Source organism: Nonomuraea sp. bgisy101, from assembly GCF_057708945.1.
In genome coordinates this window covers 305,315-329,334 of sequence record NZ_JBYITD010000010.1, presented here as the reverse complement: position 1 = coordinate 329,334, position 24,020 = coordinate 305,315, and the positions used below count along the sequence as shown (strand labels likewise).

Sequence of the window (24,020 nt, the reverse complement as noted above, 5' to 3'; positions counted from 1 at the left end):
CCGTCGCCCCCGAGCGGCGGGGACGTTTTCCATGTCTACCGGTGGTGAACGTCCACGGCGTTCGGTCCGCCCCCGAGCGGCGGGGACGTTTTCCATGTCCGCCCGCGAGCGGCGGGGACGTTTTCCATGGCCGCCCGTGGCGGGAAAAGGGACGGCCCCCTCGCCCGGGAGTGCGGGGAGGGGGCCGTCCTGAGATCACGGGCCGAGGTCTGGCGGCTCGCCTGTGTCGCCCGGATCCTCGGTCGCCGGGTCGGTCGGGATGTCCGTCGGCTCCTCAGACGGCGGGAACGACGGCTGCTCGGTCGGCTGCTGCTCGGGCCCCGTCGAGACCACGATCGTGACCGTCGTCTTCTGGTTCTGCGGGCTGCCCGCCTCAGGGCTCTGCGTGATGACCGTGCCGGCAGGCTGGTCGCTCGCCTGCGACACCACCTTCACCCTGAAGCCCTCGGCCTTCAGCTCCCGCTCGGCGTCCTCCTGCGTCTTGCCGACCACGCCGGGCACAGGCACCTGGGCCTTGGGCACGTACAGCTTGACCGAGGTGCCCTTCTCGACCTCCGCCCCCGCCTTGGGTTTGGTGTCGAAGACCTTGTCCTGCTCCCTGGAGGAGACCGTCGGCGTGACCACGCCCTCCAGCCCCACGGCGTCCAGCGCGGCCCTCGCCTCCTCCGGCGAGGCGCCGATCAGGCCATCGGGCACCTTGACCTTCTCCGGGCCTGTGGACACCTTGAGCGCGATCGTGGCGCCCTCGTCCACCTTGGTGCCGGCCGCCGGCTCGGAGCTGATGACCACGCCCTTCTCGACCTCGGGGTCGGGCTCCTCGGTCACCGTGAACTTCAGCTTGAGCGAGGTGAGCTTGGCCTCGGCGTCCTCCTGGGTCTGCGTGGCCAGCGGCGGAACAGTGATCTGCGCCGCCGCGGACGTGCCGCCTCCCGAGGCCAGGAACTTGTAGCCGACGAAGACGAACGCGCCGATGATCAGCAGCGGGACCAGGATCCACGCCACGGTCTTCAGCGCCGTGTTGCCGCCGCCGCTCGCCCGCCGCCTGCCGCCGCGGGTGGGCTCGCCGCCGTCGCCGTACTCGTAGGGCGGGATCGCCCCGGTGCGCTGCGTCGCGGGTCCCGCGCCCTGGGTGGCGGCCATCGTGCGGGTGCCGGCGCCGTAGTTGCCGACCATGGTCATCGTCTGCGCCTCGACCGGCATGCCGGTCATCGCGCGCTGGATGTCGGCCCGCATCTCGCCCGCGCTCTGGTAGCGCTGGGCGGGGTCCTTGGCCATCGCCTTGAGCACGATCGCGTCGGCCCACTTGGGAATCTCGGGGTCGATCTGCGACGGCGGGATGGGCTCCTCGCGCACGTGCTGGTAGGCGATCGCGACAGGGGAGTCACCGGTGAACGGCGGCTGTCCCGTCAGCAGCTCGTACAGCACGCACCCGGTGGAGTAGATGTCGCTGCGGGCGTCGACCCGCTCGCCCCTCGCCTGCTCGGGCGAGAGGTACTGGGCGGTCCCTATCACCTGCGCCGTCTGCGTCATCGTGGCGGCCGAGTCGGCCATCGCGCGGGCGATGCCGAAGTCCATGACCTTGACGTCACCGTTGCGGGTGATCATCACGTTGGCCGGCTTGATGTCGCGGTGCACGATGCCGCCGCGGTGGCTGTAGTCCAGCGCCCTGAGGATGCCGTCGACCAGCTCGACCGCGCGCTCGGGCAGCAGCCGCCTGTCGGCCCGCAGCAGGTCGCGCAGCGTGCGGCCGTCGACGTACTCCATCACGATGTACGGCACGGGCGCGCCGTCGCTGTTGTCCTCGCCGGTGTCGTAGACCGCGACGACGGCCGGATGGTTCAGCGACGCCGCGGACTGGGCCTCCCGGCGAAAGCGGGCCTGGAAGGTGTGGTCACGCGCGAGGTCGGCCCGAAGCGTCTTGATCGCCACGATGCGGTCCAGTCGGATGTCTCGTGCGCGATACACCTCGGCCATGCCGCCGCGCCCGACGACACCGTCGAGCTCGTAGCGACCTCCGAGTAGCCGAGGCTGAGTCATTTCCTGCACTGTCCCTTACCGTTCATCTTGGGTACCGGCCGGCTCGCGGGCCGCCAGTGTCCATCATCGACCCCTCGACGCATCACGTCTCCTCGTTCGGCGGGATGGTTTCGCCTGGGTCGGGGGAGCCGGTCGGTGTCACTGTTGGCGTCGGGGTGGGGGTGGGCGTTGGGGTGGGCGTCGGTGTCGGTGTCGGGGTCGGCTTTGGCGTCTTCGTCGGCGTCGGCCGCTGTGTGGGAGAAGCCGACGTGCTTACCGTAGCTGACCGTGAGGGTACCGGCCGAGCGGTCCTCGGCGGAACCGTGGCGGGGCGGCGTGGCGGTGTCTTGGTCCTGCTCGGCTTCACGGACGGCGGGGTTTCGATGGTTTGTGTGGGTTCCGTCACGTTGGGGGTTTGGCTAGGGCCGTAATTGGCAATAGCAAATGTCCCGAGTCCGACGGCCGCGGCGCAGCCCGCCGTCGCGACCAGCACCGTGGTGCGCCGCCTGCGCCGCCGCGCGGGCGCGGAGACCCGTGTCATCGCCCCCTCGTCACCGTACGCGGCCGCGGCGAGAGGCACGGGCGTGGGCGTGCCGCCGTACGGCCTGGCCGGGTCGGGGGTCGTGTCGGGCGTGCCGTACCCCGGATCCGTGCGGTCCCCGTCACCGAGCCGCGGGTTGACGCGGAACCCGGCGGGGTCGGTCAGCGTGCGCAGCTCGGTGCCGTAGTCGTCGGCGCTCAGCAGCGACTGGCGCAGCACGGCGGCCCTGTCCGCCAGTTCCCGCGCGCTCGCGGGACGCATCGACGGCTCCTTCGACAGCAGCGCCATCACCAGGCCGCGCACCGGCGCGGGGATCGAGGGGTCCAGCGGCGGGGGAGTCGCGCTGAGGTGCTGGAGCGCGATCGCCACCTGGTTGTCGGCGTGGAAGGGCGTGCTGCCCGCCAGGCACTCGTACGCCACCACGCCGAGCGAGTAGAGGTCGGTCGAGGGCGTCAGCGGCAGGCCCTGCGCCTGCTCGGGGCTGACGTACTGGGCCGTGCCCAGCACGGTGCCCGTCTGGGTGACGGACGCGGCCTCCACCGCGCGGGCGATGCCGAAGTCGGTCACCTTGATCGTGCCCTCGCGGGTCACGAGCAGGTTGCCCGGCTTGATGTCGCGGTGGATGACGCCCGCCGTGTGCGCCGCCTGCAGCGCCTTGGCGGTCTGGTGGATCACGTCGAGCGCCACTTCGGGCCCGAGCGCGCCGTTGCGCGCCAGGATGGCCGACAGCGGCTCGCCGGGCACCAGCTCCATCACGAGGTAGGCGACATCGCTCTGCTCGCCGTAGTCGAAGACCTGGGCGATGCCGGGATCGGCCAGGCCCGCGGTGATCCTCGCCTCGTTGCGGAAGCGGGCCAGGAAGGACGGGTCGGCCGCCACTCCGCCCCTCATGATCTTGACGGCGACCTCGCGGCCGAGTAGTTCGTCCTTGCCTCGCCAGACCTCGCCCATGCCGCCGACGGCGATGCGCGACACCAGGAGGTAGCGCTCGCCGAGCCTGCGGCTGGGGGAGGTCACTTCGCGAGCACCGCCTCCATCACGGCCTTGGCGATCGGGGCCGCGGTGTGCCCGCCAGAGGCCTCGGTGCCCGCGCTGCCCGACTCCACGATGACCGCGACCGCGACCTGCGGGTCCGTGGCGGGCGCGAAGGAGATGAACCAGGCGTGCGGCGCCTTGCCCTGGACGGTCTGCGCGGTGCCCGTCTTGCCGCCGACCTCGACACCGGGGATCTGCGCCAGGTTGGCGGTGCCGTTGTTGACCACGCTGACCATCATCTGCCTGAGCTTGGCGGCGGTGTCAGCGCTGACGGCCTCCGTGAGCTCCTCGGGCTCGGCCTCGTCGACGGTGTCGTTCTTGGCGTCGGTGATCTTCTGCACCAGGTAGGGCTTCATGACCTTGCCGTCGTTGGCGATGCCTGCGGCGATCATGGCCATCTCCAGCGGCGTCATCTGGTTGCTGCGCTGGCCGATGGAGGCCTGCGCGAGAGCCGCGTCGTCCTCCTTGGGTCCGATGTTGCTGTCGGACACGCCCATCGGGATCGAGAGCGGCTCGCCGACGCCGAACTTCTTGGCCTGCTCGGCCATCCGGTCGTAGCCGAGGTCCATGCCGATCTTGCCGAACGGCGTGTTACACGAGCGCTCCAGCGCGTACACCAGCGGCACCTGGCCGCCGCCGCAGGCCGCGCCGCCCGAGTTGGGCAGGTCGGCCGTGGTGTTGGGCAGATCGAGCACCTGGGGAGCTGGCACGATGGTCTGCCCGTCGCGGCTGGAGTCGTCCTCGAGGAACGCCGCCGCCGTCACCACCTTGTAGGTGGAGCCCGGCGGGTAGGTCCGGTTGATGGCCCTGTTGACGAGCGGGCCGTTGGCCTTGTCCTTGTCGAGCTTGTTGTAGGCGGAGAAGACCTTGCCGGGGTCGGTGCCCGACAGCACGTTCGGGTCGTACGTGGGCAGGGAGACCATGGTCAGGATCGCGCCCGTCTTCGGGTTCAGCGCGACGACCGCGCCCCTCTTGCCGCTCGCCGACAGCGCCTCGTGGGCCGCCTTCTGCGCCTTGGGGTTGATCGTGACCTCGACGTTGGCGCCGCGCGTGGGCTCGCCGGTGAACAGGTCGATGCTCCTGCGCAGCAGCAGGTCGGGATGGGACGAGTCGAGGTAGCCGTTCTCGCTGCGCTCGATCGCGGACGTGCTCTCCGGCGAGAAGTAGCCGGTGACGTGCGCGAACACCTTGCCATCCGGGTACTCGCGGATGAAGCGGAAATCGCCCTTCTTCTGCTCGACCGACTGGGCGAGGATCGTGCCGCCGGCCGTGATGCGGCCGCGCTGCACCTCGTAGCGGTCGAAGAAGTTGCGCTTGTTCCTGGCGTCGGAGCTCAGGCTCTCGGCCTTGAGCGCCTGCACGTAGTTCACGTTTAGCATGAGCAGCCCGAACATGACCAGGCATGCCACGGCCGCGCGCTTGAGAGGCCCGTTCATCGCTGGAACACCTGCGTCAGTCCTTCGTCCTGGATCGCCTGGGGCGGGGGGCGTCGGGCGGCATCAGACATGCGTACCAAAAGGGCGATAAGGATCCAGTTAGCGAGCAGCGCCGAACCGCCCTGCGACATGAACGGCGTGACGAGGCCGGTCAGCGGGATGAGATTGGTGACGCCGCCGACGATGATGAAGACCTGCCAGGCGAGGATGAACGACAGGCCGCCCGCCAGCAGCTTGGAGAACGGGTCGCGGGCCGCGATCGAGGTGCGCAGGCCGCGCTCCACGATGAGCGCGTAGATGAGCAGCAGCGCCATCAGACCCGTGAGGCCGAGCTCCTCGCCCGTGGCGGCGAAGATGAAGTCGGAGAAGGCCAGCGGGATCAGCTCGGGGTGGCCCTGGCCGAGCCCGGTGCCGAGGATGCCGCCCGCGCTCATGCCGAACAGTCCCTGCATGAGCTGGAAGCTGCCGCCGAACGGCCGGTCGTAGAACTCCGTGCTGCCCGGGTTCAGCCACACGTCGAACCTGTCGCCCACGTGGCTGAAGAGCTGGCCCGCGATGAACGCGCCGCCCACGAACAGCAGGATGCCGATCAGCACCCACGAGGTGCGCTGCGTGGCGATGTAGAGCATCACGACGAAGCCGCCGAACAGCAGCAGCGAGGAGCCCAGGTCGCGCTGCAACACCAGGACGCCGATCGCGACGGCCCAGGTGATGAGGATGGGCCCGAGGTCGCGGGCGCGCGGCAGGTCGATGAACAGCAGCCGCCGCCCTGCCAGCGCCAGCACGTCGCGCTTGGCCACCAGGTAGCCGGCGAAGAAGACCACCAGGGCCAGTTTGGCGAACTCGGCGGGCTGGATGCTGAAGCCGCCGATGCCGATCCAGATGCGGGCGCCGTTGATGGTGCGTCCGAGGCCGGGAGTGAGCGGCGAGATCAGCAGGACCAGGCCGACGAAGCCCGCGGTGTAGGTGAGGCGCTGCAGCGCTCGATGGTCGCGCAGCACGATCAGCGTCACGGTGAAGAGCACGACACCGACGCCGGTCATGACGATCTGGTTGGTGGCCGAGGCGCCGTCCTGTCCCGCGGCTTCCAGCCGGTAGATCATCACCAGGCCGAGGCCGTTGACCAGCGTGACGAGCGGGAGGATCAGCGGGTCCGCCCATGGGGCGAACTTGGCCAGGACGAGGTAGGCGGCCAGCATGATGCCGCCGAGGCTCAGTCCGTACGTCAGCATGCCTGCGGGGATGGCGCCGTCGACGGCCAGGCCGACGTTGGCGTAGGCCCCCATGACGATCGCCACGGCGCCGGCCAGCATGAACAGCTGTGCCGCGCGCCGTTTGGCGGGCATGGGGACGGGGGTCGCGACCACTTCGCTCACCTACTGGGACCTCGTCTTGGTCGGGGAGGAGGACGGGGTGGCCGAGGCTTTGGGCTCGCTGGCCTTCTGCTGCTCGGTGGCGTTGAACTTCAAGCTGTTGATCTTGGTGACGCCTTCGAGCTCGCTGGCGACCTTGATGCCGTCCTTCACCAGCGCCTGCTCGGTGGAGGACAGCTCGGAGAGCTTGCGGCCGGTGGGCTTGATCACCTCGAAGAACTGGATCGGGCCCACCTCCTGCTGCACTCCGCGAAAAACGACCACCTCGTCGCCCCTGGCTCCGACGAAGTACTGGTCCTGAACCCACTGCCAGCCGAAGTAGCCGCCGGCACCGGCGGCAACAGCGGCCACACCAAGCACGGAGACCAGCACGGGCCACACGCGACGACGTTTGACGCGACGCCCTGACGCCTCGGCGCCCGGGTAGTCGTCATCGTCGTCGGTGATCACCGGCTGGGGTGCGGTCACCGCGCTCACTCGCCCCGCCGGTTCTCCTGGGGAGCTCGATCGGCGGCTCATGCCCGCCGCGCCGACCACCGCCGCCTCGGTGGGCACCTGAGGGCTCTCGGCGAGATCGACCACGTCCGCGAGGACGCACGTGATGTTGTCGGGGCCACCGCCCCTGTTCGCCAGGTCGATGAGCTGGCGAACGACCTCTTCAGGGTCGTCGATGTTGGTGAGCGTCGCGTGCAACGTCTCGGCGCTCACCACCCCCGACAGCCCGTCGGAGCAGAGCAGATATCGGTCGCCGAGCTGGGCCTCGCGCAGCGTGAGGTCGGGATCGACCTCACCGCTCCCGTCGAGCGCTCGCAGGAGGATGGACCGCTGCGGATGCGTCGCCGCTTCCTCAGGGGTGATCCGCCCGTCGTCCACCAGCTGCTGGACGAGCGTGTGGTCGTGGGTGATCTGGTAGAGCTCCCCGCGTCTGAGCAGGTAGGCGCGCGAGTCGCCGACGTGCACCAGCGCGACCTGGGTGCCGTTCCAGAGCATCGCGGTGAGAGTGGTGCCCATGCCCTTGAGGCTGGGATCCCGCCCGACCATCTCGTGGAGCTTGCGGTTGGCTTCGCGCACCGCTGCCTCGATGGCGTTGAGCAGGTCACCCCCCTGTTGGCTCTCTTCCAGAGAGGCCATTGCGGCGATGGCGACGGAGCTCGCCACCTCGCCGTGTGCGTGCCCGCCCATGCCGTCGGCGACGGCGAGCAGGCGGCCGCTAGCGTACGCCGAGTCCTCGTTCCCTTCGCGAAGGAGGCCGACGTCCGAGCGGGCGGCGTAGCGGAGTGCGATGGTCATTTGCGCAATTCAATGACTGTCTTGCCGACACGGATCGGAACACCGAGCGGTACCGGAGTCGGGCGGGTGACTTTCGAGCGGTCGAGATACGTGCCGTTGGTTGAGCCAAGATCTTCCACGATCCACTGACCGTCCTGAGGGAAGAGTCGGGCATGCCGGCTGGAAGCGTAGTCGTCGGTCACGACCAGCGTGGCGTCGTTGGCCCTGCCGATGGTGATGGGCGTCTCCGAGAGATTGATGGTGGTGCCCTGCAGGGGGCCGCCCGTGACGACCAGCTGGCGCGGCTCCCCCTTCTTGCTCTTGGGTTTGGCGACCGGTTTGGGACTCGCCGCCTTGGCCCGTGGAGCCGCGGGAGCGGTGCGTGAACCGAACAGGTCTGTCCGGATCACCCCTACTGCGGCAATGACAAAGAACCACAGCACCGCCAGGAAGGCGAGCCGGATCAGCAGCAGCGTGAGCTCGGACATGGACCGTTTGTCTACCCCTAATCGCGCCGGAACACCAGAGTCGTGCGCCCCAGGGTGACACGAGTGCCGTTCTGGAGCTCGATCCTGCGTACCGGCTGGCCGTTGACGAAAGTGCCGTTCGTGGACCCGAGGTCGACGAGAACGACCTGCGGACCCTCGACGCGCAGCTCCGCGTGGTGCCTGGAGACGCCTGGATCGACAAGACGAAGATCGCAGTCGGTGCCCCTTCCTAGCAAGGTCACCGGAGTGGTCAGCTCGTAGGAGCGGTCGCCCTGCGGGTCGTCCTGCGTCGAGACGAGCAGTCTCGGCCTGCCCCCGAACGCCCCCGGCCTCGAGGCCGGCAGGTCGCTCTTGGGCTGGCGGATCTCGTCCTGCTCGACCGTCGCCCCCCTGATGACCCCCGAGCGGATGCGGAACAGCCCGACCGCGAGGTCGTTGGCCGTTTCGAAACGAACCCGGACCGGTCCCACGAAGGAGTAGCCCTGTTCCTTGGCGTACTCCCTGGCGAGGTTGGCCAGCTCGTGGCTGATGCTGTCGGCGTAGACCTCGAGCCTCTCGGCGTCGGTCGTCGACAGCTCCACCACGAAGTCGTTGGGCACGAGCGTCCGGCCCTGAGCCACGATGGCGGCCCGCTCGTCCATCTCCCGCTGTACGGCGCTGGCGACCTCGACCGGCTGAAGGTCAGATTTGAACGCCCGCGCAAAGGCCCCCTCAACCAAGCCTTCGAGCCTTCGCTCGAAGCGCTGAAGGACTCCCACCGGGTACCTCCCTTCCTCCGTGCATATCGTCGCGGTCGCTGGGGTGCCGGTGGCTCCTGAGTCGCTCTCTTGCACCCAGCTCTTCTTTCCGCGTCTTGATGCGATCGTATCCGGGTTCGGTACCAGCGTCTGATCCGTGCTACTGTTTCTCCGCACCCACAAGGGCGGGTGGCGGAACGGCAGACGCGCACGGTTCAGGTCCGTGTGTCCGAAAGGACGTGAGGGTTCAAATCCCTCCTCGCCCACTCCGGTCACCGAGGTAATTCGGTGGACCCACATTGACGAAGCAGAGCCCCGGTTCGCAAGAGCCGGGGCTTCTTTTTTGGTCGCGGCCTGCGCCTGCGTGGGAAACAGTACCTGACGCCCCTTGCAGCCCGCTTTCATGTCGCTTACAAGACCATTTCGCGGTTTTCGCTGTTTCGCTGAGAGCTGAGCGATTGGTGTGATCCGCGCGTCGCGAGGGTGGCAAGCCTCACTTCTCTCGCATGTGCCATGTATCCGACACTCTTCGCTGATCGGTCATGTCAGTGTGTAGCCATCCAGAGGTGCGGGCAACGGACACCCTCCGGCCTCCCGCTTCGGGAGGCCGGAGGGCTCACGTCATGCCGCTCTGGTGTCCAGCAGCTCGCCGAGCAGGTCGCTGAGGCTCACCATGCCGATGACCGACCCGTCGGCGGCGGTGACCAGTCCCAGGTGCGCCCTGGCGTCCTGAAGGGCGGCCACGGCCTCCGGCACCTGCGTGACGCACGGCAGGCGCGGCAGCGGCCTGGCCAGCTCCCCGGCCGTCGCGTCGGAACGGAGCACGGCGTCGCGCGCGTGCAGCGCGCCCTTGACGTCGGACGGCGTGCCGACCGGCAGCCGCAGGTGCCCGCTCTGGCCCGCGACCCGCTTGATCTGGTCGGAACGCGCGCCGGCCGGCACCATGACGACCCTGTCGATCGGCACCATGAGCCGCTCGATGCCCTCGGCCTCCAGCCGCAGCGCCCTGGTCAGCAGGTCGTGCTCGTCACGGTCGAGCAGGCCCATCCGGCCCGACTCGCCGACCAGCAGGGCCAGCTGGCGGGGCGTCCTGGTGGTGGCCAGCTCGTCGCGGGCGTGCACCCCGAACAGGCGCAGGATCACGTTGGTGAGCCCGTTCAGCGCCCACAGCAGCGGGCGCATCAGCCACGTGAAGGCGCGGAAGGGCGCTGCCAGCAGCATCGCGGCCGCCTCGGGGTGGGTCAGCGCCCACGACTTGGGCGCCATCTCGCCGACGACCATGTGCAGGAACGTGATCAGGGCCAGCGCGATGGTCAGCGAGATCGGCACCCGCAGGCCCGCGGGCATGCCCATCCAGCCGAAGACCGGCTCCAGGTAGTGCTCGATCGCCGGCTCGGTCACCATGCCGAGGCCGAGCGTGCAGAGCGTGATGCCGAGCTGCGCGCCCGCCAGCATGAGCGACAGCTGCTTGGCGCCGGCGACCGCCGACTTGGCGACGAACCTGGTCAGCCTGCCGCTGCCGGAGGCGATCTCCTCCAGGCGGTGCCGGCGCAGCGACACGAAGGCGAACTCGGCGGCCACGAACAGCGCGTTGAAGACCAGCAGCGCGACGCTGACGACGATCATGGTGAGCGGGTTCACTTGCCCACCTCCGCCGGGTGCGGGGCAGGGGCGAGCCGTACCCACTCGGGAACGCGGCGCTGCAGGGACAGCACGGTGAGGACGGCCTTCGACTCGGGCGTGTCGTCCTCGAACGGGTCGGGGTCGTTGACCAGCTCCACGGTCACCCTGTCGCCGGGCTCGGCCATTCTGCCCAGCCGCGCGAGCACGAGGCCCGCGACGGTGTCGTAGTCGTCGCTCTCGGGAAGGGCGATGCCCGTGGCCCGCTCGACCTCGTCCAGTCTGAGCGTGCCGGGCACGTCCCAGACGCCGCCGGGGCGCTCGATCGCGCCGACGGGCTCGGGGTCGTTCTCGTCGACGAGTTCGCCGACCAGCTCCTCGGCTAGGTCCTCGATGGTCATGACACCGGCGAGCCCGCCGTACTCGTCGATGACGCAGACGAGGTCGTCCTTGGCGGCGCGCATCTGCTCCAGCACGAGCGGCAGGGGCAGCGAGTCGGGGACGAGCAGCGCGGGCCGGGTGATGGCGCTGATGAGGCCGTCCTCCAGGCCGGAGGCCAGCAGCTCGCGCACGCCCGTCACACCCACCACGTCGCCTTCGGGGCCGAGCACCGGGTAGCGCGAGTGGCCGTACGCCCTCATCGTCCGGATGAGGTCGGCGATCGTGTGGTCGTCGCGCAGCACGATCACGCGGGGCCTGGGGACCATCGCCTCCTCCGCGATGCGGTCGCCGAACTCCAGCGCCCGCTCCAGCAGGTCGGACAGCCGCGGCGGCAGCTCGCCCGCCTGGGTCGACTCGGCGATGATCCTGGACAGCTCCTCGGGGGTCGCGCCGTGCTCCACCTCTTCCACCGGCTCGACACCGACGCGGCGCAACAGGCCGGTGGCGGCGGAGTCGAACAGCTTGATGACCGGGCCCGCGATCGTCAGGTAGATCAACGTCGAACGGCTGAGGAACTTGGCCACGGGTTCGGGCCTGGCGATGCCCAGGTTCTTCGGGGTGAGCTCGCCCAGCACCATCTGGACGACGGTCGCAACGAAGACGCCGATGGCCACGGAGACGGCCACGGGCAGGTCGCCGAGCAGCGGCCGGACGAGGGTCGCGATCGCGGGTTCGGCGAGGAAACCGACGAGCAGGGCCGTGACGGTGATGCCGAGCTGCGCGCCGGAGAGCATGAACGACAGACGTGAGGTGACCCGCAGCGCCCGTTCGGCGGCCGCGTCACCGGCGTTGGCCTGCTCGCGCAGCTGCGCCCTGTCGGCGGCGACGAAGGCGAATTCCTGGGCGACGAAGTAACCGGTCGCGGCGGTGAGGAGAAACAGGGCAAGAAGGCCGAGATAAGCGCTCATTTCGAGCTCTCAGAGGGTCCCGTGCGGATGCACGGGCTAGTACTCCACGGGTCCGGAGCGGACACGATCATCCTTTCGGTCGAGGTCGTCCATGAAACCGTAACGACCGAGGTGGCGTCAGATGTTTCCGGAGGGACTCAGGCTCTTGTCTGCGTACTTTTCCATGGGAAAACCTTGGTGAGCAGTCTGCACTGGTGAGAGCTACGAAGTACCGTCGAATCCATAGCGAGGGGGAGAAAACGACGTGACCGAGGACGATCGCACCAGGGCCATGCGCTCGCCAGGTGATGCCCGCCCGCTTCCCAGACGGCAGGACGGCCCGCTGCGCTCGGGCGGCGCTCCCGCACACCAGATGCCCGGCTCGGAGCCCACCAGGGTCAACGAGCAGCCGCCCACGCCCGAGCAGCCGCGCCCCTCCTCCTCCCGCGTGTACGGCAAGCCCCGCTCGGGCGGCGGCCCTGTCCGGCCCCTCGGCAAGCCGCCGAAGGAGCCCCGTGAGCCGCGTGAGCCACGAGGACCCCGGCTGCGCGGCAGGATCAGGGGCGCGACGATCCTGAAGATCATCGCTGCCCTGGTCGCCGTCCTGCTCGTGCTGGCCGTGGTCGGGTTCTTCTGGATCAACGGGCGGATCAAGACCGTCGAACGCGTGCTCGACGATTACACGGGCCGCCCCGCCGACACTCCGGGCACCAACTGGCTGCTCGTCGGCTCCGACAGCCGCGAGGGCCTGTCGGCGGCCGACCGCAGGAAGCTCGCCACCGGTCGAGCCGTCGGCCGGCGCACCGACTCGATGATGCTGCTGCACATCCCCGACGGCGGCGACCGGCCCACCCTGGTCAGCCTGCCCCGCGACTCCGCGGTCAGCATCCCGGGCCAGGGGCGCAACAAGCTCAACGCGGCCTTCGCCATCGGCGGGCCGCAACTGCTGACCCGCACGGTCGAGAACGTCACCGGCATCAGGATCGACAACTACATGGAGGTCGGCTTCGCCGGGTTCGTCGGCATCGTCGACGCGGTGGGCGGCGTGGAGATCTGCGTCAAGAACGCGATCAACGACCCCAAGGCGGGACTCAAGCTGAAGAAGGGCTGCCAGGAGATGGACGGCGGCACGGCGCTCGGCTACGTCCGCACCAGGAAGGGCGGAGCGCTGCCCGACTTCGAGCGGACCAAGCGGCAGCGGCAGTTCCTCAGTGCGGTCGTGAAGAAGGCGGCCAGCCCCGGCGTGCTGATCAACCCGTTCACCTCGATCCCGCTGGCGATCGGCGCCACGGACGCGGTGCAGGTCGACGGGTCGACCGGCGCGTTCGACCTGCTGTCGCTCGGGCTGGCGATGGGGGGCGACCCTGTGACGACCGTGGTGCCGTTCGGCGGCAACGAGAGCGTCGCGGGCGGGCAGGCGGTCAAGTGGGACAGCGCACGGGCCACCCAGCTGTTCGACGCCCTGAAGGAGGACAAGCCGGTCCCGAAGGACGCCCTCGACAAGGGCTGAGCGAGCCCGCCCCGGCGACCTCGCGGGGCGGGTGCGCCATCGGGGTCAGCCCGAGGCGGCGCTGATGGCGGCTGTGGTCGCGGCGATCATGATGACCGCGTTGATGTCGGCGATGGTCTTGGCGACCGCCTCGCCGGCCCACTCGCCCTCGGTGATCTCCTTGATCCGTTCCTTGCTCGCCCCCGGGAAGGCCTTGCGGTCCAGCTTGCAGGCGTGCATGACCGCGATCAGCACCGCCGTACGCGCGTCGGGGTCGGCGCCGGCCAGCGCGCTCGCCACCCGCCCGCGGACCTCGGCCTCCACGCTGCCGTCGGCCTCGGGCCAGCGCGTCGTGGGGAAGACGCCGAGCACCTTGCCGCGCTCCTGCGTCAGGACGCCGGTGTCGGCCAGCTTGGTCAGCAGGCGGTTCTTCAGCTTGCTGGTGCCGATCTTGGCGACCCACCAGGCGGGCTTGCGCTCCTTGCCGTCCTCCGCGATGCGGGCCAGCGCGGCGTCGAGATCGGTGTCGCCGCCTCCGGCGGCCTCCTTCACGACGACCCTCTTCTGCGACAGCTCGATCCTGCCCTCGACGGCCAGTTCGGCCAGTACGGCACCGCCCAGCGCGGCCCCCAGCTCGGTGGAGCCGATCAGTTGCCTGCCGTCTTCCTCGCGGTAGGCGAGCAGAAGGATCTCTTCGGCGATGGTGACGGTCATGGCTCGACCCTACGTCGTAAGGGGTCCGTAAGCGTTGCGAGCGCCGTCGCGTGGTCATGTGGACACATGAAACTCCTGCGCCATCCGCTGACCTGGACCGCCGTGGCGGTGGTCTTCGGGGTCGCGATGTATCTGTTCCAGCCGTGGCGGCTCTTCACCACCGTCGAGGTGAACGAGCCCTTCCCCGTCGGGGGCGCCGTACCGTCGGCGGGCTCGCCACCGGCGGCGTCGAGCCGGCCGTCCCAGGGAGCGCGACCGTCCCAGGGACCGCGGCCAGAGGGGCAGGCGAGCCTGAGCCCCGGCCAGGCCGGCGCGGCTCCCGAGGCGACCGTGCTCCGGTCCGGAGCCTTCGTCACCCATGAGCACAGGACCTCGGGTGTCGCCAAGGTGCTCAGGCTCCCCGACGGGAGGCGGGTGCTGCGCATCGAGCGCCTGGCCGCCTCCGACGGCCCCGACCTGCGCGTGTGGCTGAGCGACCAGCCCGTCACCGACTCGTGGCGCAACTTCGACGACGGCCGGTACCTGGAGCTCGGCCATCTCAAGGGCAACAAGGGCAACGCCAACTACGCGATCCCCGCCGGCGCCGACCTGGACAGGCTCACCAGCGTGTCGATCTGGTGCAAGCGGTTCAGCGTGTCGTTCGGCGCCGCCGCTCTCACCGTGGAAAACCGGTAGCTTGCGCCATATGTCGATTTCTGCGGAACTGCACGCCATTGGCCGGCCCCTGCTCGAGGCGCAGCTCGCGCATCCCACCGTCGTGGGCATCGGCAGGGGAGACCTCGAGGAGAAGGTCTTCAGGTCATGGCTCGAACAGGACTGGCTGTTCCTGCACGACTACGTGCGCGTGTTCGCCAGGCTGGCCTGGCAGGCGCCCGCCGCGCACCTCGGAGACCTGGTGGACCTGGCCCACACGACCTTCCACGACGAGCTTTCGCTGCACAGGTCGCTGTCGGCCGGGTTCGGCGCCGACCTGGACGGCGCGGTGAAGGGGCCGGCCTGCGCCGCGTACACGGCGTTCCTGCTGGAGTCGGCCGCCGACTACGCCGCGGGTCTCGCCGCGCTCTACCCGTGCATGTGGGGGTATTCCACGCTCGGCCGGATCCTCGCGGAGAACAAGCCGGAGGAGCCCCGCTACCGTGCCTGGGTCGACACCTACGCCGACCCCGGTTTCGCGGCCCTGACCGGGCGGATCGCCGAGATGATCGACGAGGCGGCCCCGGACCTCTCCAGGGCGACGGCCCTGTTCGCCGAGGGCATGCGCCACGAACTGGCCTTCTGGGACGTCCCCTGAGCGCCGCCCTTCGTTGATCAACCGTTTGGTTGCCCGCCAGGGGAGGGCGCGCCTTAATCTGGACGCATGCCGGAACTTCCCGAAGTGGAGTCGCTCGCCGAGTTCCTGCGCGAGCGGGCGGTCGGCCGCACGGTCCTGGCCGTCGACGTGGTCGCCTTCCAGGCGCTCAAGACCTTCGATCCGCCCGTCACCGCGCTCGGCGGGCTGACGGTGACCGGCGTGGCGAGGCACGGCAAGTTCCTCGACCTCGACTGTGACGGTCTCCACCTGGTCACGCACCTGTCCAGGGCCGGCTGGCTACGCTGGCGCGAGGATCTGTCGGGCGCCAAGCCCGTCCGTCCTGGCAAGGGTCCGCTCGCCGCCCGGGTACGGCTGGCGCCCGGCGACGACGGCGCGGCGCCAGGCTTCGAGCTGACCGAGGCCGGCACGCAGAAACGCCTGGCCGTCTACGTGGTCAAGGACCCGATGGAGGTGCCCGGCATCGCCTCGCTGGGGCCCGACCCGCTCGTGCCCGAGTTCACCGTGCAGGCGTTGAAGCGGATCGTGGGCGGTAACCGTACCCAGATCAAGGGCCTGCTGAGAGACCAGAAGATCATCGCGGGCATCGGCAACGCCTACTCCGACGAGGTGCTGCACGCGGCGCGGATGTCACCCTTCAAGATCGCCGCGACGCTGACGGACGCGCAGATCGCCGACCTGCACGAGGCGATCGTCACCACGTTGAGAGACGCGATGGAGCGGGCCCACGGGCTGGCCGCCAAGGACCTCAAGGCGGAGAAGAAGTCGGGGCTGCGCGTCCACAACAGGGCGGGGCAGGCGTGCGACGTGTGCGGCGACACGATCCGCGAGGTGTCCTTCGCGGACTCGTCCCTGCAGTACTGCCCGACGTGTCAGACCGAGGGCAAGATCCTCGCGGACCGGCGCATGTCGAAGCTGCTCAAGTAGGCGCCCGTCAGGCGACGAACGGGGGCCGGCCGGTCTCGCTCACCAGGGGCCTGCCCGCCATCTCCCACGACTGCATGCCGCCGCCGATGTTGACCGCCTCGCGGCCGATGTGGTTGAGCCACGCGGCGGCGTGCGCGGAACGGCCGCCGACCCTGCACACGACGTAGACGGGGCCGGAGGGCAGCTCGTCGACGCGGGCCTGGAGCTCGCCGAGCGGGATGTGGGTGGCGTCCGGGGCGTGGCCCGCCGCCCACTCGTCGTTCTCGCGGACGTCGAGCAGGAAGGCACCGGCGGGCATGTCGGTCACGTTGATCTCGGGAACGGTCATACCTCCATTCTCGCGGACCCGCCGCACCACGACCTCCCGTGGAGGACGAGACTCCCGGAAGGGCGGCCACATGCGAATCCGGGTCGTCCGCGTTGGCCTTTCCCGGTGGGGGGCTCTCTTACGTGTCCTGAGCGTTGGTTCTCAGGCGGACCCCGGGAGCAGTGTGAAGGGAATCACCCATGATCGGGGCGGTCAGCCTCAAACCGGTGCAAGATCTGGGGATGAACGCATTACTCCGGGCCGCGCTCGCGGGGGCCGTGATCGGGCTGCTGGAGAGCATCTTGTGGTCCCACGGGCCGGAAGACGACGGCACCGGCGCCATGTTGATGCTCTTCGTGCCCTTCCCCTTGGGATTGCTGCTGTGCAGGCTGGCCGTCTTGCCGCTTTGGGGCGTGGTCGCGGGCGTGGCACCGTTCATCATCATGCTGCTCTTCGGCGCCTGCCTTGAGCGGCTGACCATGCCTGAGATCATGGACTTCGGTATCGTCCAGGGAACGCTGATCTTCATGGGCATCGGGGCTAGCGGCTATGTCGCGGCGACCGCGCTGGTCATGCCGGGGAGGAAGGTGCTTAGCCTCTCCACGACCGGCGCCGTGCTCGTCCTGTACTGCGCGGTGGCCGTCCTCCAAGGCAGTCGACGAGGCGGCCAGAGCCGTCAGGATCGATCGCTCTAGTCTGCCGCTGGTTGCGGTCGACGGCTACCGGCCGGCCTGGGTCGACGAATGGGGACTCCCCTCAACGCTGAGGCTCACCTATCAGCACGAGGGAGATGGCTCAAACGTCGAGGTATTCGTCAGGAAGGCGAAGGCGGCGACGCCCAAGGCAGCTTGCGCCCAACCCGATCCGGAGTCGGACGGGCGCCCGGGCGCGTGCCGTCGTGTCTCCCGGGACGTGTGGGCCCGCACTGACGGCGCACGTGCGATCGTCGTGACCAGGCGCGGAATCGCGTTGGTGCGGCTCGTCAGCGACAGTGCCGGCGAGGCCGCATTGGTCTCCCTGGTGCCGACGCTTCGTTCGATCACCACCAGCGAGTTGTCCGGGGTTCCAGGTTCCGCGATGTGAGGCGTCGACCTTGCTGCGCAGCCTCGGCTTCTTGATCGGTCGCCGCTTCACGGCCAAGTCTTCAGGCGTCCTACAGTGCGCCCAACGATCGCTGCTTAGAGGCACATGCATGCGTTGCGTGCGCAGCTCTTGATGACGCGGCAGGAGAGGTATCCCCCTCCTGTTCAGTGGGGCATTCGTACGGTTGGAAAGTACAGCCACAGCCGTGCATGGCTGTTCTTTGATGGACGTCCACGGATGCCGGTCCAAGACAGGGCGCGTCGAGACGCAGGGGTGGTTGAACGCGGACAAATGGTGCATCATTGGGGCGCGAGCTGGGCAGACCCCGGCCGCACTCACAAGTCCAAACCGCGGGAGCTCGGGGCAACCGGGCTGAGAGGGCAACTGCCGTTGCCGACCGCATGAACCTGTCCGGATGGTGCCACTCTCCGGCGGTTGGTTGCTCCTGTGCAGGTCAAGGGCCACTCACGGTGGTGTGAATGGCCCCGGCGCTCCCCGTACAGCTACGAAGTACAGCAGTAGCCGCCTGAATCAGCCGTCCAAGGCGCTCCCGAGCTTCCGCAGAGCCGCTCCGGTGGCCTCGTCAGTGGCGTCGGTGTAGACCTCCATCGTCATCTTGATGTTGCTGTGGCGAAGCACCCGCATGGCCACGCGCGGGTGAACATCCAGGGCTGCCAGCAGGGTCGCGCACGTACCTCGGGTGCCGTGAACGGTGATGCGACGCACCCCCGCCCGCACGATGCGGGCATCGAACCGGCCGTTGAACTTCGTCGGGTCCAAGGGCTTGCCGACGGGCGAGGTGAAGACCAGGCCGGTGCCTTGCCAGGCGTCCCCGGCTTCCTGCCTGTCGCGTTCCTGCTGGCGCTTGCGCAGCCAGAGCGCTGCCAGGCAGATGCCGGGGAGGGGAAGCGGGGCTTCCGAGTCCTCAGTCTTGACTGGGCGTCGGCGTAGCTGATCGCGGATGCGCTGGAGCTGCTCACCTACGTACAGCTCACCGGCGTCCAGATCCACATACTTCCAGTCCAGCCCGAGCACCTCACCCTTGCGCAGTCCGAGCACGAGGATCAGGACGTAGACCGCATAGAGCGGGTCGGCCTCATCCCGCGCGTTCTCCAGAAAGCGGCGGGCTTCGTCCACGGACCATGCCTTGGTGCGGCGCTTGCGAAGGGTGGGCAGACGGACAGCGGCTGCCGGGTTCTTGCCCACCAGGTCCTCTGAGATGGCGTCGGAGAACAGGCTTCGGAGAATCTTCACGGCCTTCTGGACGGTGCTCTCTTCCAAGGTCTGGTGGCAGCACTGCCCGACCGCGCAGCAGTGCCGCCGGCGCTTCTCATTCCAGTGCTCGACCGGGCGCCGCGTGTCCTTGCCCTGAGCGCAGCACTGGCACGCCTTACGCAGCTTGTTCACCCACTCGCGGACGTCGCGGACCGTGAGCTTGTCGAGGCGCTTCGCCCCCAGGTAGGGGAGGATGTAGAGCCTCAGGTGGGTCTCGTAGGTCACCACGGCCAACGGGGCGTAGTTCGGCTCTATGACCACCTCCCGGAGCCAGTAGGCGGCCCGTACCGCGAGCGTCGGGACCTTGGTGGCCACAGGCCCCTTGCGTGCCTCGCTCTGGAGGCGGATGTACTTCTCGTGGACCTCTTCACGAGACGAGCCGTACGCCCATTTCTTCTTCGGCTCACCGCCTGGCGTGGTCACCCAGACGTACGCGGCCCATCCCTTGCGGTAGGGGAAGATCGATCCTTCCCCGTTGGCGCGAGTTCTCTTGTTCCGTTTGGGCTTGTCACCGTTGGTCATTAAGCGACCTCCTGCGCTTCCTTCTCCAACAGGGCGATGTACTCTCTGAGTCCGTTGGCGGTGAATCGCCGGGCGCGGCCTTCCTTGACGGAAGGCAGGCGGCCCGTGCGGATCAGTTCATAGATCACGCTTCGGCTGAGCTTGAGCTGCTTCATGGCGGCGGTGATGTCGTAGAGCTGGGTGTCATCGAGGGGCGTGCTCATGGCTGCGGGCGCTCCTTGTCGGGGACAGCGGGGACACCCAGCAGGGCGGACTGTCCCCGGAGAATCGTGGCGTTGTCGCTGGTGGAGGGTGGTTCGGGGACAGCGGGGACAGCGGGGACAGCTCCGGGGGACTCTGTCCCCGGCAGGCGGTAGCGTCCGGCGGCGTCCACGCAGAGCTGGCTGTCTTGGGCCATGCGGGCGCATGTTCGCTTGACCGTGTCACGGGTCCTGCCGATGGCTTCGGCGATCTCTTTGGGCGGGCTGTTCGGGTTGGTGCGCAAGTAGCGGGCGATGGCCGCGCGGGTCTCCCCGAGCTGGTGATCCTCGGGTGGGCCGTCCATCAGGCGCCAGAGTCCGGCGGCGGGCTGGAAGGCCATGGCGTACTCGTCTTCTTCCACGTCGCGTCCGGTGACGTGGAGCACGCCGTCAGCGGTGCCACGCGCCCGCTTGAGCACCAGCGTGGCGTCGGCGGCACCGGCCAGGCCGTTGGTGCCGGAGACCTGTTCGAGGAAGTCGTCTGAGCCCATCTTGCGGACGTGGTGGACCAGCACGACCGCGACGCCGAAGGTGTCGGCCAGGCGCTTGGCGTGGCCCATGGCGGCGTAGTCGGCGTCATAGGCTGACAGGCCGGGCGGGGTGGTGCCGCGTACCTTGGCGAACACGTCGATCACGACCATGCGCGCGCCGACGTTGCGTTCCAGCCAGCGGGCGATGGCCTGTTCCCCGCCCTGCGGCAGGGTCGGGCACGAGGTGGCCAGGGTGAGGTCCTTCGGGGCGGGCTTGCCTTGCAGGATCTTGCCCATGCGGTTCTGGAGACGGCGCGGCGTGTCTTCCAGCGCGAGGTAGAGCACGGGTCCCGGCTCCACCTCGATCGCCTCCAGCGCCTTGCCTCCACCGGCGACGGCGATGGCCGTACCGAGCGACAGCCAGCTCTTGCCGACCTTGGGCGGTCCGGCCAGCAGGTTGAGCCCCTCGGCGATGACGCCGGGAACGGCCCACTTGGTCTCGGGGAAGGTCATGGCCATGAGTTCGTCTGCGGTCCATGACGTGCGTAGAGCGGCAGTTGTAGGTGTTGCCGGGGTTGCGAAGGAAGTAGGTGGCTGCAGGGGATGGACGCTGGCGAGTTGGCCGCGGTCGGGTTTCTCCACAGGGACCTCCTTCTCGATCTCGGTGAAGCAGCCGCAGCCGCCCCAGTCGTCGGTATCGACCTGGCCGCGGGCGATGCGCTGGCGAAGTTCGATCAGCGGTAGCGGCTTGGTGATGCCGCCGGTGCGGTCGCGCAGGATCGCCACGTCTTTGCCGAGTTGGGCGCGTAGCTGTTGTTCTTGGGCGGCTTCGGTGGCGAAGCGTTCAGGATCAACCTGATGCAGGCGCGTCCATTGCGCCTGGCCCCCGCGTACGCATGCGCCCCCGCAGTTGTTGTGCGGGAAGCCCAGCTCATACAGGCGTGGGGTGGCCAGCCCGACGGCGTTAGCTTCGGCGATCAGCTCGTCCTTGCTCGCATACGGCGGCTCGCACAGAGGGGCGCGGGCAGTCCATGGCAGATATGCGGCTTCTATCGCTGGTAGGCGATGGGTTTCGGTCCAGTCGATGCCGACATACACCGTGGCCGTGCCCGGGTCGGTGTGGGTCTCCAGCCATTGGCGACATGGGACCTGCTTGAGGTACTTGCTGCATGGGGCGATACGGGAGTTTCCGATCATCCGCTTGTCCCGGAAGACCTCCCACGGTGTGCGGCCATCGGCCACTCGCACCAACTGTGCGCCGAGCTGGGCGGCGGCCTCGTCGAGGAAGCGGTACAGATCGGGGTCTTCTACCTTGGTGTCGGCGAACAACAGCACTGTGGATGCTGTGCCGTGCTGGGCGATGACGCGGCGGGCGGTGGCCCACGAGCCGATGCCGCCGCTCATCATGACCACGTGACGCACCTGGCCGAGCCCGTCCTCTGTGGGCGCGGGCGGCCGGATGAGGGTTGGGCTACTCATGCGGCGACGCTTCGCGGTCTCCGGGCACCCGCCCTCAGTCCTGACGCGATGGTGCGTTGTGCTTCGCCGTAGGGCTGGCCGACGCTCGCGGCGGCGTCGGTCAGCCATCCGGTCACGTCGGTCTCGGGCAGTTCGCCGCCGGCCACGAGCTGCCCGAGCGCCACGGATGCGCAGTACAGGGCGTTGTTGTGGCCGTTCGGCGGGGAGCCGGTCACCCGTTCCACCTCGCGTTCGACGGCGGTGCGCAGGTAGTTGCCGCGCCGGTCGGCGGTCATCGTGATGGTGACCGGTTTCTGTGGTGGGAGCGGGGCGGGCCGTAGGAGGTCGGCCAGCCAGCCGGGCAGCGGGGCGGCCGGTGCGGCGTGCATCACCTCGTAGGTGCCGGTGCCGTCGTCGAGGTCGACGAAGCTGCCGGGGCCGACGACGTACCCGCCCGTCGCGCGGGTGTCGATCAGCCAGCCGAGCCCGCCGCGGGCGCCCTGGGTGTTGCCGAGCGTGATCCCGTCCGGCGCGGTGTAGTACAGGTGGGTGCCGCCGCGCCGGGTGCGGACGGTGAAGGTCTCCAGCGGTAGCGGTTGTCCGGCGCGCTCGCAGAGGGTGGCGAACACGTCGGCGCCGTCGTTGATGCCGGGCAGGTCCCACTCCGCCGGGTGGGTCTTGCCCTCCTTCGGGGTGTCTAGGTCGATCACCACCAAGCGGGAGGGGCCGGTGGCGATGCCGACGTTGTATGGCTGACGCGCCCACACGTCGCGGATGGCGTCGGGGTCGGTGGTGTTGCGCTCTTTCCACGCCCAGTCCTTGAGCGGCACCTTGTCGCCGGGGACGAGCGGGAAGACATGCCAGCCGCGGGCGGCGGCGGCCAGGGCGTAGCGCAGGGGCGAGCTGGTCATGATGCGATCCCTTCGGACAGGTCGTATGGGGGTGCGCTCAGACATCAGGCGTCTCTTGACAGGTGGTGGTCTGTCGAGCCGTCGTGTGTCACCACGGTGGAACGCGACGTCTGGCCGGTCACCAGGGCACCTCCTCCGCTACGGCGGCGTTGACGGCGGCCGGTTGGCAGACGGGGCAGGGCTGGATGATGTCGTGCCAGCCGCCGCCGGGGTGGTGGCGTCGGGTGACGATTTCCTTGGCTCCCAGACAGAGGAGGCAGCGGCCGGTAGAGCGGATGCGCTCCAGTAGCCGGGTGTAGCGCTTGGTCAGGTGTCGGTCGATGTGTTGCCCGGCTTGTTCGGCGTCTCCGGTGACGCTGGCCAGGGCGACCATGGCGGTGACGATGACGTCGCACAGCTCGGCGGTCAGGTCGTCCAAGGTGTGCGTGACGCCCTTGCGCGGGTTTTGGCCGGTCATGCCGATGTAGGCAGCGACGGCCTCGCCGAACTCCTCCCCAATTTTCATGATCCGCATGGAGATCTCGTGCTCGGTGCGCGGGTTGGCGGTGTCGAGCCAGGCCAGCAGGGCGGCGGCGTGTTGAGTGAAGGTGGGCGTGGTCATGACGCGAGTCCTTCCGGCGGTTCGTGGCAGGTGATGGGCAGAGCCGGGCGGCGGGCGGGGTCGCGCTCGACAGCTCCTTCAAGGCAGTGCTCGCAGTGGCGGAAGCGGACGTGCTCGCGGCCGGGCGGGACGGCGGGGCGCCAGGGCGTCCACTGGTGGCCGTCGCGCTCGCAGTCGAGGTCGGCGACGCAGCCGGGGCACAGGTCGGGGGTGTTGGGGTCGCTCCACTGCCAGTCGGTGAACCAGGCGCGTGCTTCGTTGATGGTGTCGGCGTGGATGGAGTCGAAGTCGTCGTTGACCTGACCGCAGCGGGTGCAGGTGATGATCAGGCAGGTTCGGATGGTGACACTCACGGCTGGTTCCTTCGCGTGGGGACGCTGGCGGGCGGGATGGTCACGCGGCTTCCTCCTTGAGCGGGGCCGGGAGTTCGGTGGTGATGCGGTTGACCAGGCGGCGGGCGACGGTGTGTTCCACGCCCATGCGTCGGGCGACATCGCCGACGCCCCCACCGGCGGCGAGGATGCGGGTGGCGGCCAGGAGACGTTCGGTCGGGGTGAGCTGGACCTGGCGCTGGCCGGTGACCACCAGATCGACGGCCATCAGATCGACCACGCCGTCTTCGGCCAGCAGGCCGATGTTCGTGCGCGGCTGGACCTTCTTGGCGTGGTTGAAGTGGGCCACGGTGACGCCCCTCCTGCGCAGCCACTGAAGGGCGCGGGCGTCATTGCCGCCGGTCGCGGTCAGGGCTGAGCGGATGGCGTCGGCCTGGTTCATCCGCCGCAGTTCCTCGCGGGTGACACGACGGGACAGGTGGACGACGGTGAGGGGAACGAGCCGGTTGCGGGTGGTGCTGGACATGATCAGTGTCCTCT

23 protein-coding genes and 1 tRNA gene are annotated in these 24,020 nt (G+C 69.1%); 6 read left to right on the top strand and 18 right to left on the bottom strand.

The features are described from left to right. Positions 1 to 195: 195 nt before the first annotated feature. From pknB to AC3EO4_RS21455, 7 genes are all read right to left on the bottom strand, one after another. On the bottom strand, positions 196 to 2,037 hold the full coding sequence (pknB, locus tag AC3EO4_RS21485) for a Stk1 family PASTA domain-containing Ser/Thr kinase (RefSeq protein ID WP_379572738.1): 1,842 nt from the start codon (positions 2,035 to 2,037) through the stop codon (positions 196 to 198). An 82-nt stretch (positions 2,038 to 2,119) separates the two neighbouring features. Next, the gene (locus AC3EO4_RS21480) at positions 2,120 to 3,574 is read right to left on the bottom strand and encodes a serine/threonine-protein kinase (protein WP_431897335.1); all 1,455 of its coding nucleotides are present in this window, start codon (positions 3,572 to 3,574) and stop codon (positions 2,120 to 2,122) included. Beyond that, positions 3,571 to 5,028 (bottom strand): peptidoglycan D,D-transpeptidase FtsI family protein, encoded by a 1,458-nt coding sequence (locus AC3EO4_RS21475; protein ID WP_379572736.1) that lies wholly within the window; start codon positions 5,026 to 5,028, stop codon positions 3,571 to 3,573. Before AC3EO4_RS21475 ends, AC3EO4_RS21480 begins: the two co-directional genes overlap by 4 nt. Then, complete coding sequence (locus AC3EO4_RS21470) at positions 5,025 to 6,374, bottom strand: FtsW/RodA/SpoVE family cell cycle protein (protein WP_379573034.1); 1,350 nt, start codon at positions 6,372 to 6,374, stop codon at positions 5,025 to 5,027. Before AC3EO4_RS21470 ends, AC3EO4_RS21475 begins: the two co-directional genes overlap by 4 nt. A 30-nt stretch (positions 6,375 to 6,404) precedes the next feature. Beyond that, positions 6,405 to 7,691 (bottom strand): Stp1/IreP family PP2C-type Ser/Thr phosphatase, encoded by a 1,287-nt coding sequence (locus tag AC3EO4_RS21465; RefSeq protein WP_379572735.1) that lies wholly within the window; start codon positions 7,689 to 7,691, stop codon positions 6,405 to 6,407. Then, positions 7,688 to 8,158: an FHA domain-containing protein FhaB/FipA gene (locus tag AC3EO4_RS21460; protein WP_431897333.1), complete on the bottom strand. Its 471-nt coding sequence runs from the start codon at positions 8,156 to 8,158 to the stop codon at positions 7,688 to 7,690. Before AC3EO4_RS21460 ends, AC3EO4_RS21465 begins: the two co-directional genes overlap by 4 nt. Before the next feature lie 17 nt (positions 8,159 to 8,175). Next, positions 8,176 to 8,916, bottom strand: coding sequence for an FHA domain-containing protein (locus AC3EO4_RS21455; protein WP_358143740.1), 741 nt, complete (start codon positions 8,914 to 8,916; stop codon positions 8,176 to 8,178). 162 nt (positions 8,917 to 9,078) lie between these two features. On the opposite strand from AC3EO4_RS21455, the gene AC3EO4_RS21450 reads away from it, so the two are divergent. Continuing rightward, a tRNA-Leu gene (locus tag AC3EO4_RS21450) sits at positions 9,079 to 9,161 on the top strand. A gap of 355 nt (positions 9,162 to 9,516) precedes the next feature. Here AC3EO4_RS21450 and AC3EO4_RS21445 read toward each other — a convergent pair. Both AC3EO4_RS21445 and AC3EO4_RS21440 read right to left on the bottom strand, forming a co-directional pair. Further along, positions 9,517 to 10,536 carry a hemolysin family protein gene (locus AC3EO4_RS21445; protein WP_379572733.1) on the bottom strand — a complete coding sequence of 340 codons (1,020 nt, stop codon included), beginning with the start codon at positions 10,534 to 10,536 and terminating at the stop codon, positions 9,517 to 9,519. After that, positions 10,533 to 11,864 (bottom strand): hemolysin family protein, encoded by a 1,332-nt coding sequence (locus AC3EO4_RS21440; RefSeq protein ID WP_379572732.1) that lies wholly within the window; start codon positions 11,862 to 11,864, stop codon positions 10,533 to 10,535. Before AC3EO4_RS21440 ends, AC3EO4_RS21445 begins: the two co-directional genes overlap by 4 nt. 244 nt (positions 11,865 to 12,108) lie before the next feature. Between AC3EO4_RS21440 and AC3EO4_RS21435 the strand changes: the two genes are divergently transcribed. Next, complete coding sequence (locus tag AC3EO4_RS21435) at positions 12,109 to 13,353, top strand: LCP family protein (RefSeq protein WP_431897330.1); 1,245 nt, start codon at positions 12,109 to 12,111, stop codon at positions 13,351 to 13,353. 45 nt (positions 13,354 to 13,398) lie between these two features. On the opposite strand, the gene AC3EO4_RS21430 is transcribed toward AC3EO4_RS21435, so the two are convergent. Next, positions 13,399 to 14,046 carry a GOLPH3/VPS74 family protein gene (locus tag AC3EO4_RS21430; protein WP_431897328.1) on the bottom strand — a complete coding sequence of 216 codons (648 nt, stop codon included), beginning with the start codon at positions 14,044 to 14,046 and terminating at the stop codon, positions 13,399 to 13,401. A gap of 66 nt (positions 14,047 to 14,112) precedes the next feature. On the opposite strand from AC3EO4_RS21430, the gene AC3EO4_RS21425 reads away from it, so the two are divergent. The 3 genes from AC3EO4_RS21425 to AC3EO4_RS21415 all read left to right on the top strand — a co-directional run bounded on the left by AC3EO4_RS21425 (position 14,113) and on the right by AC3EO4_RS21415 (position 16,282). Next, positions 14,113 to 14,721, top strand: coding sequence for a DM13 domain-containing protein (locus AC3EO4_RS21425; RefSeq protein WP_431897326.1), 609 nt, complete (start codon positions 14,113 to 14,115; stop codon positions 14,719 to 14,721). Positions 14,722 to 14,731: 10 nt separating this feature from the next. Next, the gene (locus AC3EO4_RS21420) at positions 14,732 to 15,337 is read left to right on the top strand and encodes a TenA family protein (protein ID WP_431897324.1); all 606 of its coding nucleotides are present in this window, start codon (positions 14,732 to 14,734) and stop codon (positions 15,335 to 15,337) included. Between the two features lie 66 nt (positions 15,338 to 15,403). Then, positions 15,404 to 16,282 carry an Fpg/Nei family DNA glycosylase gene (locus AC3EO4_RS21415; RefSeq protein ID WP_379572727.1) on the top strand — a complete coding sequence of 293 codons (879 nt, stop codon included), beginning with the start codon at positions 15,404 to 15,406 and terminating at the stop codon, positions 16,280 to 16,282. A gap of 7 nt (positions 16,283 to 16,289) precedes the next feature. On the opposite strand, the gene AC3EO4_RS21410 is transcribed toward AC3EO4_RS21415, so the two are convergent. Then, the gene (locus AC3EO4_RS21410) at positions 16,290 to 16,610 is read right to left on the bottom strand and encodes a rhodanese-like domain-containing protein (protein WP_379572726.1); all 321 of its coding nucleotides are present in this window, start codon (positions 16,608 to 16,610) and stop codon (positions 16,290 to 16,292) included. Positions 16,611 to 16,789: 179 nt separating this feature from the next. Here AC3EO4_RS21410 and AC3EO4_RS21405 point away from each other — a divergent pair, with 179 nt between their 5' ends. Further along, a complete protein-coding gene (locus AC3EO4_RS21405; RefSeq protein WP_431897322.1) occupies positions 16,790 to 17,284 on the top strand; it encodes a hypothetical protein in 495 nt (164 codons plus the stop codon). Positions 17,285 to 18,203: 919 nt separating this feature from the next. Here the strand turns inward: AC3EO4_RS21405 and AC3EO4_RS21400 are convergent. The 7 genes from AC3EO4_RS21400 to AC3EO4_RS21370 form a co-directional block, all read right to left on the bottom strand. After that, a complete protein-coding gene (locus tag AC3EO4_RS21400) occupies positions 18,204 to 19,370 on the bottom strand; it encodes a site-specific integrase (RefSeq protein WP_431897320.1) in 1,167 nt (388 codons plus the stop codon). Positions 19,371 to 19,468: 98 nt separating this feature from the next. Further along, on the bottom strand, positions 19,469 to 19,672 hold the full coding sequence (locus AC3EO4_RS21395) for a helix-turn-helix domain-containing protein (protein ID WP_431897319.1): 204 nt from the start codon (positions 19,670 to 19,672) through the stop codon (positions 19,469 to 19,471). Further along, positions 19,669 to 21,585, bottom strand: coding sequence for an AAA family ATPase (locus AC3EO4_RS21390; protein ID WP_431897354.1), 1,917 nt, complete (start codon positions 21,583 to 21,585; stop codon positions 19,669 to 19,671). Before AC3EO4_RS21390 ends, AC3EO4_RS21395 begins: the two co-directional genes overlap by 4 nt. Positions 21,586 to 21,653: 68 nt before the next feature. Next, on the bottom strand, positions 21,654 to 22,547 hold the full coding sequence (locus AC3EO4_RS21385) for a bifunctional DNA primase/polymerase (RefSeq protein ID WP_431897317.1): 894 nt from the start codon (positions 22,545 to 22,547) through the stop codon (positions 21,654 to 21,656). Between the two features lie 118 nt (positions 22,548 to 22,665). Beyond that, the gene (locus tag AC3EO4_RS21380) at positions 22,666 to 23,148 is read right to left on the bottom strand and encodes a MazG-like family protein (protein ID WP_431897316.1); all 483 of its coding nucleotides are present in this window, start codon (positions 23,146 to 23,148) and stop codon (positions 22,666 to 22,668) included. Continuing rightward, on the bottom strand, positions 23,145 to 23,501 hold the full coding sequence (locus AC3EO4_RS21375; RefSeq protein WP_431897314.1) for a hypothetical protein: 357 nt from the start codon (positions 23,499 to 23,501) through the stop codon (positions 23,145 to 23,147). The genes AC3EO4_RS21380 and AC3EO4_RS21375 overlap by 4 nt, the downstream gene beginning before the upstream one ends. A gap of 40 nt (positions 23,502 to 23,541) precedes the next feature. Continuing rightward, entirely contained in the window at positions 23,542 to 24,006 is a 465-nt protein-coding gene (locus tag AC3EO4_RS21370) for a hypothetical protein (RefSeq protein WP_431897312.1), read from the bottom strand. Between the last annotated feature and the right edge of the window lie 14 nt (positions 24,007 to 24,020).

Bases quoted from the DNA above. Each gene is read 5' to 3' on its own strand.
- pknB (WP_379572738.1), bottom strand. From the start codon at position 2,037: ATGACTCAGCCTCGGCTACTCGGAGGTCGCTACGAGCTCGACGGTGTC.
- AC3EO4_RS21475 (WP_379572736.1), bottom strand. From the start codon at position 5,028: ATGAACGGGCCTCTCAAGCGCGCGGCCGTGGCATGCCTGGTCATGTTC.
- AC3EO4_RS21470 (WP_379573034.1), bottom strand. From the start codon at position 6,374: ATGCCCGCCAAACGGCGCGCGGCACAGCTGTTCATGCTGGCCGGCGCC.
- AC3EO4_RS21465 (WP_379572735.1), bottom strand. From the start codon at position 7,691: ATGACCATCGCACTCCGCTACGCCGCCCGCTCGGACGTCGGCCTCCTT.
- AC3EO4_RS21460 (WP_431897333.1), bottom strand. From the start codon at position 8,158: ATGTCCGAGCTCACGCTGCTGCTGATCCGGCTCGCCTTCCTGGCGGTG.
- AC3EO4_RS21440 (WP_379572732.1), bottom strand. From the start codon at position 11,864: ATGAGCGCTTATCTCGGCCTTCTTGCCCTGTTTCTCCTCACCGCCGCG.
- AC3EO4_RS21430 (WP_431897328.1), bottom strand. From the start codon at position 14,046: ATGACCGTCACCATCGCCGAAGAGATCCTTCTGCTCGCCTACCGCGAG.
- AC3EO4_RS21425 (WP_431897326.1), top strand. From the start codon at position 14,113: ATGAAACTCCTGCGCCATCCGCTGACCTGGACCGCCGTGGCGGTGGTC.
- AC3EO4_RS21420 (WP_431897324.1), top strand. From the start codon at position 14,732: ATGTCGATTTCTGCGGAACTGCACGCCATTGGCCGGCCCCTGCTCGAG.
- AC3EO4_RS21415 (WP_379572727.1), top strand. From the start codon at position 15,404: ATGCCGGAACTTCCCGAAGTGGAGTCGCTCGCCGAGTTCCTGCGCGAG.
- AC3EO4_RS21410 (WP_379572726.1), bottom strand. From the start codon at position 16,610: ATGACCGTTCCCGAGATCAACGTGACCGACATGCCCGCCGGTGCCTTC.
- AC3EO4_RS21405 (WP_431897322.1), top strand. From the start codon at position 16,790: ATGATCGGGGCGGTCAGCCTCAAACCGGTGCAAGATCTGGGGATGAAC.
- AC3EO4_RS21395 (WP_431897319.1), bottom strand. From the start codon at position 19,672: ATGAGCACGCCCCTCGATGACACCCAGCTCTACGACATCACCGCCGCC.
- AC3EO4_RS21390 (WP_431897354.1), bottom strand. From the start codon at position 21,585: ATGATGAGCGGCGGCATCGGCTCGTGGGCCACCGCCCGCCGCGTCATC.
- AC3EO4_RS21385 (WP_431897317.1), bottom strand. From the start codon at position 22,547: ATGACCAGCTCGCCCCTGCGCTACGCCCTGGCCGCCGCCGCCCGCGGC.
- AC3EO4_RS21380 (WP_431897316.1), bottom strand. From the start codon at position 23,148: ATGACCACGCCCACCTTCACTCAACACGCCGCCGCCCTGCTGGCCTGG.
- AC3EO4_RS21370 (WP_431897312.1), bottom strand. From the start codon at position 24,006: ATGTCCAGCACCACCCGCAACCGGCTCGTTCCCCTCACCGTCGTCCAC.